Here is a 15,213-nt window from a genome sequence, read left to right as displayed (position 1 = left end):
GTCACCCAAGAACTCTTGAAGCAGGCTAAGGGAGGGCGAGGAAGGAGTTTTGGGTAAAGCCCTGGCCATGGGCTTGCCTTGCAAAGGTCAGGAGGACGGGTGTATATCTCTCTCCTGATGGGCAAGCGAGGCTTCCTTCGCAGGGAGGCAAGCCCCAAGGAGGTCCTGGAACACTGCCTGCGCCTGGCCCGGGAGGTGGCCCCTCCCACCCCCAAAGGCAAGCGGGGCCGCCCCTGGCACTACGACCACGCCCTTTACCTGGCCCTCCTTCTCTTCCGCGCCTTCTTCCGCCTCACCTACCGCGAGACGGAGGCCTCACTCCAGGACCTGATGGAAGGCCCCTTCCCTTCCCACCAGTCCCTGGCCCGCTACGCCCTCAAGCACCTGGACCCCAAACTCCTTGAGGCCCTCCTGGAGAGGCTTTCCCGGGAACTGGAGGCCCATCTCGCCCCGGAGTCCTCGCCGGAAGGCGAAGCGGCTTCGGACGAGGCGCCGGCACACCTGGCGGCGCTTTCCCCCCCTCTACCTCATGGACACCACGGGGCTGGCCTACCGGAGCAAGGACCGGCTTCTCCGCTTTCGTCGGGGGAAGGAGGTGCGGCGGGTGCGGGGGCACGCGCGGCTTCTGGCCCTGATGCGGTGGGATAGGGAGAGGCGGCTCTTATGGCCCTGGGGTGGAGTGGTGGGGGAGGGCTACGCCCCGGACCCCCGGCTTGGTGGGGAGGTGCTGAGGCGGTTTCCTCCTTCCGGGGGGTGGCTTTTGGGGGACGCGGGGTTTGACGGGAAGGAGGTGTGGGGGGTTTTGGGGGAGGCGGGGGTGCGGCCGGTGATCCGGCTTCGGGGCGGGGGCGAGGCCAGGGAGGAGGCGCGGGTGCGGGCGCGGGAGGGGTGGGACCCTGAGGTGTACCGGTTTCGCGGGGTGGTGGAGGGGGTGTTTGGGGGGATGAAGACGCGGCTGGGTGGGGGGTACCTTTGGGAGCGGAAGCCTTGGACGGCCATGGCGCGGGCCTTTTTGGAGCTCATCGCCTACGGCCTTAGGGTTCTTCTCTCCCTTCTCCCGCCCCCTCCGGGGTACAAGGCAATTTACTAGGCAAGCCCAGAGTTATGTGTAAGAGTCTGTGTACGGGGGGCATACCGCTCCTGAAGCATCTCCCTCAGCAAGATCCGCAAGGTATCCTGGTCCACGGGGCACCTCCTCGTGCTAAGGTGTGCCCCCCTATTAAACACGGACCCTTACACATAAATCCTTACACGACCTTCAGATCCAGGGGATAGGTAGCAACTTGGGTTAAGGTATAGTGATTTCAAATGCTTTCGCCCTTTGGAGGCGAGGAAGAGACAAAAGCAATCCCCCTCGAAGAGGAAATCCTTCTCGCCTGGCGTGTCTTTTCCACCGCCTTGCCGCCCAACTTTCTCGGCCCCGTGAGCGCTTCCCTACACACCCTGGTGAGAGAGGCGGAGGGCAAGGAAGGGGCCGAGCTCGAGGCGTACGCGTGGGAGCGTCTGGAAGAGCTCGCCCGGACCTCGGTCGTCAAGGACGCGATCCAGAGCTTTTTGGAGGTGGCGGCGGAGAAGCCCGAGGTCCTCCGGGCGGGGCTTTTGTGGTTCAGGACGTGGAATCGCCTCTCCCCGGAGGAGCGGGAAGCCCTTTACAGGAAGGCCGAACGGTTCAAGCCCACGGCGGAGCTCGCTTCCAAGGCCTCCTTTCTCCAGGGCCCTCCTCCGCCCCCTAAGCCCCTTTCCCCTCCCGTTCAAGCCGCCCGCTCTTCCCCGCCCCGCTTCACCCCCACGCCCGAGCAGGAGGAGGCCGTGCGGGCGTTCCTCTCCCGCGAGGACATGAAGCTCGTGGCCGTGGCGGGGAGCGGCAAGACCACCACTTTGCGCCTCATGGCCCAGAGCGCTCCTAAGGAGCGCCTTCTCTACGTAGCCTTCAACCGCTCCGTGCGCGACGAGGCGGAGCGCACCTTCCCCGAGAACGTCGAGGTCCTCACCCTTCACGGCCTGGCCCACCGCCACGTGGTGAGGGGAAGCGGGGCCTACCAGAGGAAGCTCGCGGCGAGGAACGGTCGCGTCACCCCGGGGGACGTCCTCGAGGCCCTGGAGCTTCCCAGGGAACGCTACGCCCTCGCCTACGTGATCCGGAGCACCTTGGAGGCCTTTCTCCGCTCGGCCTCGGAGGTGCCCACTCCCGCTCACATCCCCCTGGAGTACCGGGAAGCCCTCCAGCGCCGCAAGGACCTCCCTTCCGAGGAGTACGTCCTCAAGGCAGTGAGGCTCATCTGGAGGCTGATGCAGGATCCCGACGACCCCTTCCCTCTCTCCTTCGACGGCTTCGTCAAGATCTGGGCCCAGGCGGGGGCCAAGATCCGGGGGTACGACGCGGTCTTGGTGGACGAGGCCCAAGACCTCTCCCCCGTCTTCCTGCAGGTCCTCGAGGCCCACCGGGGGGAGCTCCGCCGGGTCTACGTGGGGGACCCGCGCCAGCAGATCTACGGCTGGCGCGGGGCGGTGAACGCCATGGACAAGCTGGACGCCCCGGAGAGGAAGCTCACCTGGAGCTTCCGCTTCGGCGAGGACCTCGCTCGGGGAGTGAGGCGGTTCATGGCCCACGTGGGCTCCCCCATCGAGCTTCACGGCAAGGCCCCTTGGGACACGGAGGTCTCTCTGGCCCGCCCCGAACCCCCTTACACCGCCCTCTGCAGGACGAACGCGGGGGCCGTGGAGGCCGTCACCAGCTTCCTCCTCGAGGAGGGGCGGGAGGGCGCGAGGGTCTTCGTGGTCGGCGGCGTGGACGAGATCGCGTGGCTTCTTCGGGACGCTCACCTTCTCAAGGTGGGGGGCGAGCGGGAAAACCCTCACCCGGAGCTCGCCCTGGTGGAGAACTGGGAGGAGCTCGCCAAGGAGGTCAACCACCCCCAGGCCCGGATGCTCGTCCGGCTCGCGCGCAGGTACGACCTCCTGGAGCTCGCTAGGCTTCTGAAGCGCGCTCAGGCCGACGAAGAGGGGAAGGCGGACCTCGTGGTCTCCACTCTCCACAAGGCCAAGGGGAGAGAGTGGGACCGGGTGGTGCTCTGGGGGGACTTCATCCCCGTGTGGGACGAGAAGGTCCGGGAGTTCTACCGCAAGCAGGGGGCCTTGGACGAGCTCAAGGAGGAGGAGAACGTCGTCTACGTGGCCCTCACGCGGGCGCGGAGGTTCCTCGGGCTCGACCAGCTGCCGGACCTCCACGAGCGCTTCTTCCAGGGCGAAGGGCTCGTGAAGCCCCCTTCGGTCTCCCCGCTTTCGGTGGGCGGGGCGGGCGTGAGCGCTGACCTTCTGCGGGAGTTGGAGGCGAGGGTGCTCGCCAAGCTCGAGGACCGCTTGAAGGAGGTGGCAGAGGTCCTGGCGGCCCTCCTCGTGGAGGAGGCCTCTAAAGCAGTAGCAGAGGCCATGCGGGAGATGGGGCTCCTCGGAGAGGAGGGTTAGCCTTTCCCCTCGCTCTATGTGCACGCTCTTAGTGCCCGTCGAAACGTAGGGCCCCTCCCTTGGGGTGTGGGGGAAAGGCGCGGAGATTTTGACACACACAAAGTCTCCCACTCCGGAGCTGCCGCCGAGACCTCACCTCCGGGAATCCTTCAAGGCCCTGCTCTTTCTCCTCCACGGCCCCAGCAAGGCCAGACCCAGCACGGCCGGACCAAGTCTACCCTGCCCCCTCCTGTTCGCCGAACCGCTACCCTCGGTTCATCCGGGCCATACAAGAAAAGTGCGCAAGGAAAGCCCGGGATCAGGAAGAACCGGAGGGAGGCGAACATCGAGGCCGCCCCCCTCCTCCGGCCTTCCAGCCCCTTGAAGCCTCTTACACGCGAAGAAAGGCCTACCGTGCCGTGGCTACCCTCCCAGGATCCAGCGGAGAATCCTCCAGAGAAGCCCCTTGGGCTTGGCCCGGGAAGGCTCGGGCTTGGAGGCCTGGATGGGCCCGCCCTTCCTCGCCCACTCCAGGGCTTCCTTGGCCCTGGCGTCCACCCACCTCATCTCCGGGGTGCTGCACCGGGGTTTGTGGCGGAAGGTGACCCTCAGGAGCCCCTTGAGCCTGGCCACGCCTTCCAAGGCCCGGTTCAGGTCCTGCCGCCCGTTGCGCTTCCCGTTCTGGAGGTGCTCCACCACGGACTCGTTGTCGCAGAAGACGGTAACCGGGGTCTGGGGCCCGAGGGTCAGGAGCACCACCTCCAGGGCCAGCTTGACCGCCCAAGCCTCGGCCAGGGTGGAGTCCCCCACGGGGAGAGCCAGGGAAGCGGAAAACCTCCCCCCACCCTTGGCCTGCACCAGGCCGAGGACCGCCAAGCCGCCAACCCCCCTCTCGGGATCCACCGAAGCGTCCGTGTACACCACCACCGGCTTGTTCACCTTTCTCCTCCTTCCTAAAGAACGGGGCGGCCGGTCTCCCGGCCGCCCTTCTTGCCCACGCTCTTCCCTACTCGCCCTCGGCGAAGCCCAGAAGAGCCTCCAGGGCCACCAGCTCGTAGAGGTCCTCGCTCTCCTCCAGGGACTGGGTGAGGCCAAAGGCGGCGAGATCGTTGGGGCCAAACCGCCTCTTCAAGGCCCGCTTGCGGCGCTTCAGCGCCTTCCGGACCAGGGTGTCCGCCCACGGGGGGATGTCCAGGTCGGGATCGTGGAGGGCCTCGAGGTGGTCCCAAAGGGCGGTGCACACCAGAAGGAGCGGGGCTAGCGCGGGGTGCTTCTCCCAAAGGCTCCCCTCCAGGAAGCGCCGGAAGGCCTTCATCTCCTCGTAGGCCTGGCTGGGAAAATCCAGGGCGTAGAGCTCAAGCCACCCCTCCACCACCCGCCTCAGGTCGTCCTTGGTGAGCGGCACCAGCCTGGGTTCGGAGGCAGCGTCCTCCCGCACCCGAAGCTTCAAGAGGGGTTCGTCCTCCGCGAGGGGGAGGAGGCCAAGCAGGAGGCGGAGGAGGTGGAGCTTCACCCTAACCCGGCCCTCCAGAAACATCCCGGCCTCCTGTTCCAGCTCCTGGAGGGCTTCCGTCAGGCTCCACCAGTAGGCGAGGGGCGCCTCCGCAAGGGCCTCCAGAACCTCCTCGGGAAGCTCCGGCCCCGGGAGGAGGTCCACCTCGGCCTCCGCCTCCGAGGCCTCCCCGGGCTCGGGGTCCTGGTTCAGCACCCCGTCCGCCCAGTCCAACCAGTAGCGGTACTCCTCCAGAGCCTCCCGGTCCTCCCAGTCGAGGTCTTCTTCGATCTCCCAACCCATGTCGTCGTCCCAGAGCATGCTTTTCCTCCTTTCCGTTGAGAAGGCCGCCCGGCCTTCGGCCGGGCTAACCGCTTCCCCCTAGGCCCGTTCCAAAGGGGGCTTGGGGGGGTACCCCCCCTCATCAACCTCCAGGGGCCGTTAGGCCCACCCTTTTACTTCTCACTTCATTCCCTTTTCACTCCTTGGTCTGGGGCGGCCCTTCTGGGCCGCCCCGTGTTTTCTTAGCTTTTTATGGGGTGTGGGGGAAAACGAAAAAACCCCGCTCAGAACAGGATTTTCACGCGTTTTTCGCTTGAATTATGAAAGGGGGAAGAAACCTACCCTTTCTTAAAGAAGAGCCCTTCACCCTGGCTCAAGAGCTTCTCCCGAGACTTCCACAAACTGATGTTGCCCCGGGCCCTAGACTCGGGAAGCCCGAGCTCGTCCGTGAGGTAGCGGAAAAGCTCCTCCTCCGAGAAAATCCGCCCGCCGAAGCGTTCCCGAGCCCTCTCGATGTACGACTCCCTGGACCTCTTGGAGGCCCTTTTAACCCCCTTGGCGCTTGAGGAGCTGGCCCGGCGAAGCCCCCTCACCCGCACCCGCAAGACCTCCTCCACCTCCCGCCAAACGTCGCCCCGGCCCCTCTCGTAGAGGAGGAGGCCCCAGTCCTCCTCCCCCTCCCGCCTGGGCTCGAGGCGGAAGATGTGGTCGGCGTTGGCGGCGATGGCCCCGGAGCCCCGGGGACCGCTGTTGCCCTTGGTGGCGTGGTGGATGACCACAAGGCCCACCAAAGGCTCCCTCTCCGACGGCGAGATGGCCCGCTTGAGCCGGGCCATGACCTCGTCCATGGCCTTGGCCTCGTTCTCGCTCTGTTGGGGAGGAACCAGCTTGATAAGGGAGTCCACCACGACCAATGCAGGGGCCTTCTTCTCTTCGGCCAGACGCTGAATGGCCTGCAGGGCGCGCTCCAGCTCCCCCACGTCGTTGAAGGGAAGGATGTGCTCGGTGAGGCCCTCGGCCCCCAGGGTTTGGGCGTACTTCCTCAGGTGGGCGTACCGGGTCTCCGTGGCGTGGTAGAGGTAGAAGCGCAGGTCCAGGGGTGCCCTCACGCGCCAGGACCTGGAGCGCACCGCATCGCCCCCGTCCTCGCTCGGGGAATCCGGCGCGGCCCTCTCCCCATCGGGCCAGCCCAAGAGGGCCACCGCCGCCCGGCTCTTGCCCACCTTGGCCTCGCCGTAGAGGAGGGCCACCTCCCCGGCAAGAAGGACGCCGCTCAAGGCCCCCCCTTGCCAGACCTGTAAGATCGGCCTGGCGCCCTCCTCTTTGTCGCGCCGGCTCTTTAGTCTTCGGAGAAAAGAGCGGGCTTCCTCAAGGGTCATCCCGCCAGACGCCTTCGCCGCGGACAACTCGGAGGTGGATCCCATCTTGGAACCCCATGATATCCCGGGGAAAAGAGGCAGGCATTTAGACTGTAACCGTTATGAAGCCGAATGGGTCACCCCAGAACCCCTCCCCTGTGACCCCAGATCAGCTCCTCAAGAATCTCCAGTCCCTCCTGACCAGAGAAGTCTTCCGCCGCCTTCGGGAGGAAGGGCCCTACCTGGTTCAGGGCACCTTTGCCAACCATTCCCAGAAGGCATGGGGGAACTTTTACTACGGCGACTTCAAGGGAGGATCCACTTCCATCCGCCTCAAGGTTCCCCTAGGGATCACCCTCAGGGAGGGAAGGAGTTACGTCCTCTCCGTGACCCCGGAACTCGCCCCTTCCAACAAGGGACTTCCCTTCGTCTTCCAGGTAGAAGCCATCCACGAGGAAGCGGAGGCCTCCCCTACCCCGGAGGTCCGCTTGCCCCAGAGGAGCCGGGAGAAGGTGGACGTACGGGGATTTCTTATGGGCCTCCTCCGCAAGGGGGAAACCCCCGCTTTAGCCCTGGTGCTGGGGGAAAACGCCATTGTCCACAAGGACGTGGAGGTCTCCATGGGAAGCGCCCGGGACCGCTACCGGGTGGACCAGAGGCGGGTGAGCCTCGCCAACCCTGGGGCCGTGGCAGAAGCCCTCGCCCAGGTGGTGGAAGGGCCCTACCACCTGGTGGCCCTGATCCGGGGAGGAGGGGATCCGGAAGACTTAAAGCCTCTGGACGGCCCCGAGGTGTGGAACGCGGTGGCCTCCTGCCCCAAGCCCATCGTGGTGGCCCTGGGCCATGCGGCGGACACCCTGTGGGTGGAGGCCCTGGCGGACGAGGCCTTTCCCACACCCACAGCCCTAGGGCACTTCCTCAAGGAGGTGGTGGAGGCGGTGGAGCGGGAAAGAGAGGCCGCCAAGCTCTCCGATCTCCTGGAGCGGGCCCAGGAGGAGGCTAAGGCGGCGAGGACCGAACGGGATCTGCTGAAGGAAAGAATAAGGCGGCTGGAGCAGGAGCCCGCCCGCCTGGTTCAGGAAATGGACCGCCTGAGGCGCGGCCTTGCCCTGTGGCGGGGAGTTGCTCTCTTCCTCTTGGCTGCGGCAATCCTCCTTCTCCTCGCGAGGGGATGAAGCACAAAGGGCCCCCGGGGTGGAGGGGATTCCGAGGGAAGGCGGAAACGCCTATCGGTGGCGCAATTCTCCGCCAAAAAGCAACTCACCCTTGAACCTCTCCCCTCTTTGGCCCGGATAGGGAATGGGAGAAGCCGTGGCGAATCCGGCCGGGTAGGCTAAGAAGGTGGGCTTAAGAGCGCTCGGGCTTCTCCCCTGGTTGCTCGCCCTGGTCCTGGCCCTCGCCCCGGAGGGCCGGCTCCAGGGCCCAGTGGCCGTCCTCCGTGTGGTGGACGGGGACACGGTGGAACTTCAGGGCCTAGGGCCCGTTCGCCTCATCGGGATTGACGCCCCGGAGAGCACCTCCAACCACCGCACCTCGGGCCCCGAGGAGGTGCGGCTGGGCCTCGAGGCCAAGGCCTTCCTCGCCCGCCTGCTCCAGGGGAGGAAGGTGTGGGTGGAGCTGGACGCCCAGGAGCGGGACCGCTACCGGAGGGTGCTGGCCTACCTATACCTGGAGGATCCCAGGGGGGACTGGATCCACGGGGGGAGGCGGTTTCTTCAGGTGAACCTGGAGCTGGTGAGGGCCGGGTGGGCCGAGCCCTACACCGTGCCCCCCAATGTCCGCTACGCCGCCCTCTACCTCCAGGCCGCCCGGGAGGCCCGGGCCAAGGGGGTGGGAATGTGGGGAGGGGGGCAGGCCTCGAGGCCCCAAGGCCCCGCCCCGGACCGGAAAGGGTGCGACCCCGCCTACCCCACGGTGTGCGTCCCGCCGCCGCCCCCGGACCTGGACTGCAAGGACATCCCCTACAGGCGCTTCAAGGTCCTGCCCCCGGACCCGCACCACTTTGACCGGGACGGGGATGGGGTGGGGTGCGAGTAACGGAGAACGCAAGGGACGCCCAAGACCCAAAGCCGGGCACCGGGATGGGTTCCGCTCCCCTCAAGGGACGACCGCGCACGCCTCCGCCGAGGTAGGGCTAGACCCCGAGTCCAGAGGCGTGATCCGGAGGCATACCTCCTCGCCCGCCAGCCCCCTGAGGGGCACCAGGGCGGTGTAGAGGGGCTGGGAGCGCTCGCTGGTGAGCCTGGTGAAAGGCAGGGAGATGGGCGTGTTCCCCACCCTGCCCTCCAGGGCGTACTCCTTCGCCCAGGTCCACTCCCCGTAGGTGAGGAGGAGGGTCTCCCTACCCGCCGGATCCAGCCGGAGGAGGGTCGTCTGGTCGGGGTAGCGGTAGCAGGCGCGGGTGTAGCTGACCTCGTAGGCCTCGCCGCCCTCCACCTGGAGGGTCACCTTCTCCGCCTGGAAGCCGGGGCCGGGGCAGGCCTTGGCGCGGAAGGTCACGGTGGCCGAGCCGCCGGCGGGGATCTCCGAAGAAGCCAGCTCGGCGCCTTGGAGCCACCTCCCCTCCAGGACCACGCCCGTGACCCGGGCGTCCACGGCCCCCACGTTGAGGAGCTCCTGGGGGAAGGTGTAGTCCGTGGTGTACGTGGTCTGGTGGAACCACCACCTGAGCCGGAGGAGGGGGGTGGTGTAGTAGAGGCGCACGGCCTCCGCGTCCCCGGGGCTCAGGCCCTTACGTTGCCCCAGGCGCTCCGGGGGGACACCGTTCTTGGGCAGGATGGTGTAGCCCCCGTTCTTGGAAAAGGCCTTGGCGTGGTAGTGCATGACGGAGTCGTAGTCGTAAGCCTGGTAGAGCTTTCCTTGCCCGCCGATCTTCACGAACTGCCTCCAGAAACCCTCCTCGATGTTCTCCCAAAGGATCTCCACGTACTCGTCCCGGTCGGCCCGGCTCTGTTCGTGCATGAAGCCCAGGGCGTGGAGGATCTCGTGGACCACGGTGCCCATGGAGGGAACCCCACCCTGGCCGCAGTAGACGTCCAGGTCCTGGGCCCCTCCCCCCTTCCCCAGGACCGACCAGCAGGTTCCCGGTACCCCGTCGCTGATGAAGCGGACGTAGTCCTCCTCAGTGGTGCGCGGTACGAAGCGGATGGGGGTTTTCTCCTGGACGTGGGCCAGGGCCTGCTGGATGACCTCCCTTTGCATCTGGCTCACGCCGGGGTCCACCTCGTAGGGCACCACCCCGTAGGGCCAGAGCCGCCCCCAGGTGAGGGGTTCCAGGGCGAGGCCCTGGGGGGTCAGGGCCTCAGGGCGCGCAGGGGCCCGGGGGACCAGGATGTCCCCCTGGACCACCACGTACCCAGGAGGGGCCCAAGGAACCCTCTGGCCCTCCACCTTCACCTCGCTCCCGTCGGGAAGCATGAGCCAAACCGGTTCCCAGGTGGGGGCCTCCCGGGAGACCCTAGGGGTAAGAGCGCACGCCGCCAAAAGCTACAGAAAGGGCCGTCCACGCCGTCCAACGCCTCATCGCCTACCTCCCACAACCGGCCACGCACGTCGCGACCGCCAGGTGAAAGAGGGCGGTGCGCCTGAGGTTGCCGAGGGCCACCGTGAGCTCCGTGGGGGCGGAGAAGTAGGTCCAGACCTCGTCCGGATCCGGCCCCTGGAGCTCCAAGACCAGTCTCCCCTCCTGGGACCTCTCGGGAAGGAAACGGTACTGGACCTGGTCCACCCCGGTACCTACGAGCCGACCGGAGAGCTCCACCCCGTACGCCCCGGGAGGCGCCGAAAGGCCCCCCATGAGGACCAGCTCCACGACCAGCTCCGTCTTGGCCCCGGCGGGGACGACCACCGGGGAAGGAAGCTCGCCCAGCTGGAAGTCTCCCACGATGGGGGCAAAGGAGGCCTTCACCCGGGCATCCTCGTGAAGCACGAGGGTGCAGGCCCCAAACCCCGAGCAAGCCTCCCTCCACCCCGCGAAATAGTGCCCCTCATCCGGAAGGGCGGTAAGGGTCAAGGAAGTCCCCTTGGAAAACTCCCAGGTACAAGAGGTCCCGGAACGGCACGCCCTCGAGTCCGCCACCACCGCCCCGTTGCCCTCTAACTCAAGGGTCAGGGATGCTTTTTGCGGGGCGCTCACCGTGACGGTGAGGTCCGCCTCCTTGGTGAGGCTTCCCGAGGTGCCCCGCACCTTGATCCGGTAGGTGCCCGTGGGGGTGGAGGAGGCGGTGAGAGTGAGGGCCCGGCTCAAGAGGCTGGACCCCGTGACCTGGACGCTCGTGGGCGAGAGGGAAAGCCCCTGGGGTACCTGGTCGTGGCCGTTCACCAGGGAGAGATTGACCGTCCCCGTGAAGCCGTTCTGGGGGGTGACGGTGAGGGTGGTCTGGGCGCTGTCCCCCTGCTGGACCGCGAGGCTTGAAGGGCTCAGGGAGAGGGAGAAGGTAGGAGAAGGAGTGGATCCACCTCCACCCCCACCGCCCGAAGGAGACTGCATGGGGCAAGCAGTGAATAGGAGAACGAGCCCGAGACTCAGAGGTAGACGCCTGAGCTTTTCCTTCATAGCGCCCTCGCCTCCTTGGTAGCACTAAGAATAAAAAACTTCCACAGGGCTTCCGGGAGCAAGCCCTAGCCCCGGAAGCTCACCCCGCATCCGGGCCCTCCTCTTCACGAGGATGGCGACCGACATCGCCCCGCCACTCCAGGGCCACCACCATCTCGGGCGCATGCCCCCCTTGAGGATCCCGACCGACGATGTGCCCAAAGCGGGCGCCGACCTCTTCCAGCACCGCGTCAAATCGCCGGTAAGCTTCCTCTTCGCCGTCCAGGTCGACCTGGGCGAGGCGGCGGAGGACGTACCGGGGAAGGCGCTTGTACCGGCGGATGTCCTTGATCAAAGCCTCGAGGAGAGCCACCTTCGCCTCGTCTCCATACCGCTTGTAGCGCACCTTGGCCGCGTTCAGGTTGCGGAGGGCCTTCTGCTCGAGGGAGTTGGAAGGAAAGGGCGCGGGCTCGGTACGGGAGAGCTCCTTCTCCAGCTCACGATAAATTTCCCAAAAGCGCGGGCTGGGCTCCAGCCGCGGCGTATCGGGCTCCGCCCTCGCCTCTCCCAGGGCTTCGGGAAAGGGCACGGGCCGGGGCCGCCCATCCCCTTCCTTCGTATAGGCGTAGAAGCCGAGGCCTTTCCGGGCCACGAGGAGCACCCGCTCCTCTCCGGGCCGCGCCGCCTTCACCCGGTTGGGCAAGCGGGCGATCCTCTCCTCTATTCCAGGCTCGAGCGCCCTCACCCGCTCCCACTCCAGGCGCACCCAGGTGTCGAAGCTCTCCTCTTCCTCGGGAAGGTGGGTGAGCTTGTGGTAGACCATAGCGGGGCTAGGCTCTTCTTCGGGGGAAAGCACCTTGGCGTCCTCCCCCAGGGCCTTGTGGATCAGGAAGAGCTTGTGAGCGGCCACCTGGCTCGGGTCCACCACGCCCTTCCCCCTCTCCGTGGGGAAGAAGTGATAGATGTAGAGATTGTCGAAAACCTTCTGCCCGATGCGGTTGATCCGCCCCACGCGCTGGATCAAGCGGGTGGGGTTCCAAGGGATGTCGTAGTTGACCACGGTCCCCGCCCGGTGGAGGTTGACGCCTTCGGAGAGCTTATCGCTGGTGACCAGCACGTCGTAGTCGTCGCGGCGGCGTTCCTCAGGGAGGGAGGCGTCGAAGTTGAGGACCACCTCCCGGATCAGGTTCGCGCTCACCTGCCTCCCCACGGCGAGGACCCTGATCCCCGAACTCCTCAAGCGTTCGGCGACGTGCTCCACGGTGTCGGTGAACTCGGAGAAGACCACGACCTTGCGCTGGGGCTCCTTCCGCAGGCTCTCCCGGAGGAACCGTACGAGGGCCTCGGCCTTGGGATCCTGCTCAGGATCGGCGAGCCTAAGCTTGGCGGCTTGGGCGTAGACGCGAGTGAGCAGGACGAGGTCGTCCTCGATGTGGCGGAGGAAGAGGTCCCTTTGGGCGAACTCCTCCAGGCGGTACACCCGCTCCCGGCTCCGCTCCCCCCTGGCGATGGCCTCGGCGTCCTCCTGGAGGAGGAGCTCCAGGAACTCTTCCACCTCGATGGGCTCCTCCCCGGCCTCAAAGCGGGAGAGGAGCTTCTCCAGGCCGTCGCGCCCAAGGATGAAGTAGCCCGTTTCTTTGGCGAAACTGAGCGCCCTCTCGTGGGCCTTTACGAGCCGCTCCACCGTGCGGACGAAGGCCCCGAAGGAGCTCTCGAAGCGCCGGACCAGAAGGCGACGCATGAAGTCGGCGAGGTTCCGCTGGGACTCCACGGCGAAGATCTTCTCGGGGGACTCCTCTATCTCCTCCTCTTCCCCGAAGAACCCTTCCCGGTAGAGGGCGGGCTGGTAGATCGCCCCCTTGAAGGCCCCCTCGGGGCCGAACCACTCGTCCACCACCTGGTCGTAGAACGCCGACTGCTCGGGGGAAAGCTCGTAGAAGAGAGGCTTGGGGTCCTCCAGGCGGGAGAACTCCGGGAGGTGCTCCCGGTAGCGGGGATCCTTCACCAGGTCCAGCCGGTTGCGGCGCACCGTGACGGGGGCGAGGACCGAGCGGACCTCCCGGGCGACCTCCTCCAGGGCCTTTTCCACGAGCCTTGTGTCCACGGGAGGATCCCGGTCGAAGTGCGCCCGGTAGAGCCTTTTGGCCTTCTCCTGCTTCTTTCTGTCAAGAGAAGCGTGGTAGCGAAGGACGTAGCTGTAGGCCCTGAACCTCTCGGTGAGCTCGCGAAAGTACCCCTCGAGGTCGGAGGTGGGCCCCACCTTGGCGTTCCCGGGGACGGTGAAGAGCCGGAGGAGGGCGAAGACATCCAGGGGGTAGTTGTTGTAGGGCGTGGCCGTGAGGAGAAGGACCTTTCTGCCCGCGGTGATGGCCTGGAGCAGGGCGTAGCTCTCGGTGTCGGGGTTGCGGAAGCGGTGGGCCTCGTCCACGATGACGAGCTCCACGTCCTTGCCGGGACCCTGGACGAAGGCGAGGGCCTCGTCCAGCTTGCCCGTGGAGAAGGCCCTCCAGTCGTAGAGGCCGAAGTCCTCCAGGTACTTCAGCCAGCCGTACTGGCCGCTCTCCCCGATGAGGCCGGGCGGGGCGATGACGATCCCCCGCCCCCCATGCTCCCGCGCCACGAGGGCCGCCACCACGGTCTTGCCAAGCCCCACCACGTCGGCGAGGATGGCCCCGCCGTATTCCTCGAGGATCCGGAGGAGGAGCTCCACGGCGTCCAGCTGGTAGCGCAAGGGGCGGTACCCGATCCTCTCCAGGTAGAGCGCGGGGGCCTGCCTTTCCGGGAGGGCCTCCACCACGTCCAGGTAGCGCCTGAGGAGAAGGGCGTAGATCTCGAAGGGAGTGGGGAGGGCGGCGAGGGAGCCACGCTCCACGACCTCCTCGAGGCGGAGGACGTCCTCGGGGCGGAGGGGAACCGCGTTTTTCCAGAGCTCGTCGAAGTAAGCCTCGGCCTCCTCGAAGCCGTAGTCCCCGATCTCCACGTTGAACTCGTGCTGGCCCCTGAGCCCCGCGTGGGTGAGGTTGGAGGAGCCCGTGATGAACTTCCCTGGGCTCCCCAGGAGCCTCTGTTGCGGGGCGTCCACCTTGAAGAGGTAGAGCTTGGCGTGGTTGGGCTCGCGGGTCTTGCGGATCTCCAGTCTCTTCTCCTTGAGGAGGCCGAGGAAGAAGCGGGCCTGCTCGGGGAAGTCGGGCAGGTCCAGGCTGGGGTCGGAAAGGGCCTGGGCGAGCCCCTCCACCAGGGCCTGCGCCACCTCGCGCCCCGTCCCCCGAAACCCCTTGGCCACCTCGATAAGCTCCCCCGCGCGGCGGTCCACCCCCATGCCCACCAGGACCTTAAGCCGGAGGTCCGGGTTCTCCTGCGCCGCCTTGCGGAGGGGTTCGTAGAGCTCCTGCCAGCCCGAGAAGTAGAAGAAGCCCACGAGGAACTTGAGCTCTTTGGAGAAGCTGATGAGCTCGGCGAGGCGGGCGGCGAGGTCTTTGGTGGGGTGGTTGGTGATGAAGCGGCTCATTGTTCAAGGAGGGACTTCAGTTCAACGACCAACTCATCCAGGGTAGTCACTCGACGGTTGTTTTCACAAGCAAAGGAGGCAAAATCGAAGGGAGACCTAGGATCATAAGCAAAAACGTCAACTAAGATGTTTTCGGGAGAAGGTTTCTCAGCATGGCCTCCACCAATGATTTCGTGGTGAACGGTGACGAGCTTCGCCCCCCAAGTCCGTGCGAAGTAGGCTAAGCCATCATAGGGGTCAATCGGGTAGGGAATCCACTCCCCGACTTTCTTTTTCGCTGAGCGCTTTACTTCGACTAACACGCGCGCATCGTTCTTGTCGCTTAACAAAACCAGGTCAACGTCGGTTTTCTTTATTCCGGCGAAAGCTTTCCGACTCCAAACATGAAAAAGATCCCTTACCTGTTGGAGGTCATTTGGAGGCTTCCCAGTCCCGCCAGGATGGTAGGGTATTCCCAATTCCGCCGCAACCTCCTTTTCAAGAAAAGGATCATCCCATCTTCCCTCAAGCATTTTTCCTTCTATATCCCCCCTTTCGGATATTCACCCGCATATCCATTGACACGCCAATAAAGAAGGGGGCTTGGGTAAATACA

11 protein-coding genes are annotated in these 15,213 nt (G+C 66.0%); 4 read left to right on the top strand and 7 right to left on the bottom strand.

Features of this window, described 5'->3' with window-relative positions:
• The first annotated feature begins 400 nt into the window (after window positions 1-400).
• Window positions 401-1,090: an IS5-like element ISTth7 family transposase gene (locus tag IEX93_RS10445; RefSeq protein WP_188848137.1), complete on the top strand. Its 690-nt coding sequence runs from the start codon at window positions 401-403 to the stop codon at window positions 1,088-1,090.
• Window positions 1,091-1,422: 332 nt separating this feature from the next.
• The gene (locus IEX93_RS10440; RefSeq protein ID WP_229906174.1) at window positions 1,423-3,465 is read left to right on the top strand and encodes a UvrD-helicase domain-containing protein; all 2,043 of its coding nucleotides are present in this window, start codon (window positions 1,423-1,425) and stop codon (window positions 3,463-3,465) included.
• A gap of 402 nt (window positions 3,466-3,867) precedes the next feature.
• Here the strand turns inward: IEX93_RS10440 and IEX93_RS10435 are convergent, their stop codons facing one another.
• The 3 genes from IEX93_RS10435 to IEX93_RS10425 form a co-directional block, all read right to left on the bottom strand.
• Window positions 3,868-4,383: a reverse transcriptase-like protein gene (locus IEX93_RS10435; RefSeq protein WP_188848135.1), complete on the bottom strand. Its 516-nt coding sequence runs from the start codon at window positions 4,381-4,383 to the stop codon at window positions 3,868-3,870.
• A gap of 67 nt (window positions 4,384-4,450) precedes the next feature.
• On the bottom strand, window positions 4,451-5,257 hold the full coding sequence (locus tag IEX93_RS10430) for a hypothetical protein (protein ID WP_188848134.1): 807 nt from the start codon (window positions 5,255-5,257) through the stop codon (window positions 4,451-4,453).
• 299 nt (window positions 5,258-5,556) lie between these two features.
• Window positions 5,557-6,495, bottom strand: coding sequence for an AAA family ATPase (locus tag IEX93_RS10425; RefSeq protein WP_229906173.1), 939 nt, complete (start codon window positions 6,493-6,495; stop codon window positions 5,557-5,559).
• A 203-nt stretch (window positions 6,496-6,698) separates the two neighbouring features.
• On the opposite strand from IEX93_RS10425, the gene IEX93_RS10420 reads away from it, so the two are divergent.
• The gene (locus tag IEX93_RS10420; protein ID WP_188848133.1) at window positions 6,699-7,751 is read left to right on the top strand and encodes an exodeoxyribonuclease VII large subunit; all 1,053 of its coding nucleotides are present in this window, start codon (window positions 6,699-6,701) and stop codon (window positions 7,749-7,751) included.
• 166 nt (window positions 7,752-7,917) lie between these two features.
• Entirely contained in the window at window positions 7,918-8,613 is a 696-nt protein-coding gene (locus tag IEX93_RS10415; protein WP_014511127.1) for a thermonuclease family protein, read from the top strand.
• Between the two features lie 60 nt (window positions 8,614-8,673).
• On the opposite strand, the gene IEX93_RS10410 is transcribed toward IEX93_RS10415, so the two are convergent.
• The 4 genes from IEX93_RS10410 to IEX93_RS10395 form a co-directional block, all read right to left on the bottom strand.
• Complete coding sequence (locus IEX93_RS10410) at window positions 8,674-9,993, bottom strand: M12 family metallopeptidase (RefSeq protein ID WP_188848132.1); 1,320 nt, start codon at window positions 9,991-9,993, stop codon at window positions 8,674-8,676.
• A gap of 109 nt (window positions 9,994-10,102) precedes the next feature.
• On the bottom strand, window positions 10,103-11,065 hold the full coding sequence (locus tag IEX93_RS10405; protein ID WP_188848131.1) for a COG1470 family protein: 963 nt from the start codon (window positions 11,063-11,065) through the stop codon (window positions 10,103-10,105).
• A gap of 145 nt (window positions 11,066-11,210) precedes the next feature.
• On the bottom strand, window positions 11,211-14,618 hold the full coding sequence (locus IEX93_RS10400) for a helicase-related protein (protein ID WP_188848130.1): 3,408 nt from the start codon (window positions 14,616-14,618) through the stop codon (window positions 11,211-11,213).
• Window positions 14,615-15,130, bottom strand: coding sequence for a hypothetical protein (locus IEX93_RS10395; protein WP_188848129.1), 516 nt, complete (start codon window positions 15,128-15,130; stop codon window positions 14,615-14,617). Before IEX93_RS10395 ends, IEX93_RS10400 begins: the two co-directional genes overlap by 4 nt.
• Between the last annotated feature and the right edge of the window lie 83 nt (window positions 15,131-15,213).

Source organism: Thermus composti (assembly GCF_014647535.1).
Taxonomy (GTDB): Bacteria; Deinococcota; Deinococci; order Deinococcales; family Thermaceae; genus Thermus; species Thermus composti.
Note: the sequence above shows the minus strand (reverse complement) of the source record. Positions and strands in the feature narration are given on the sequence as shown.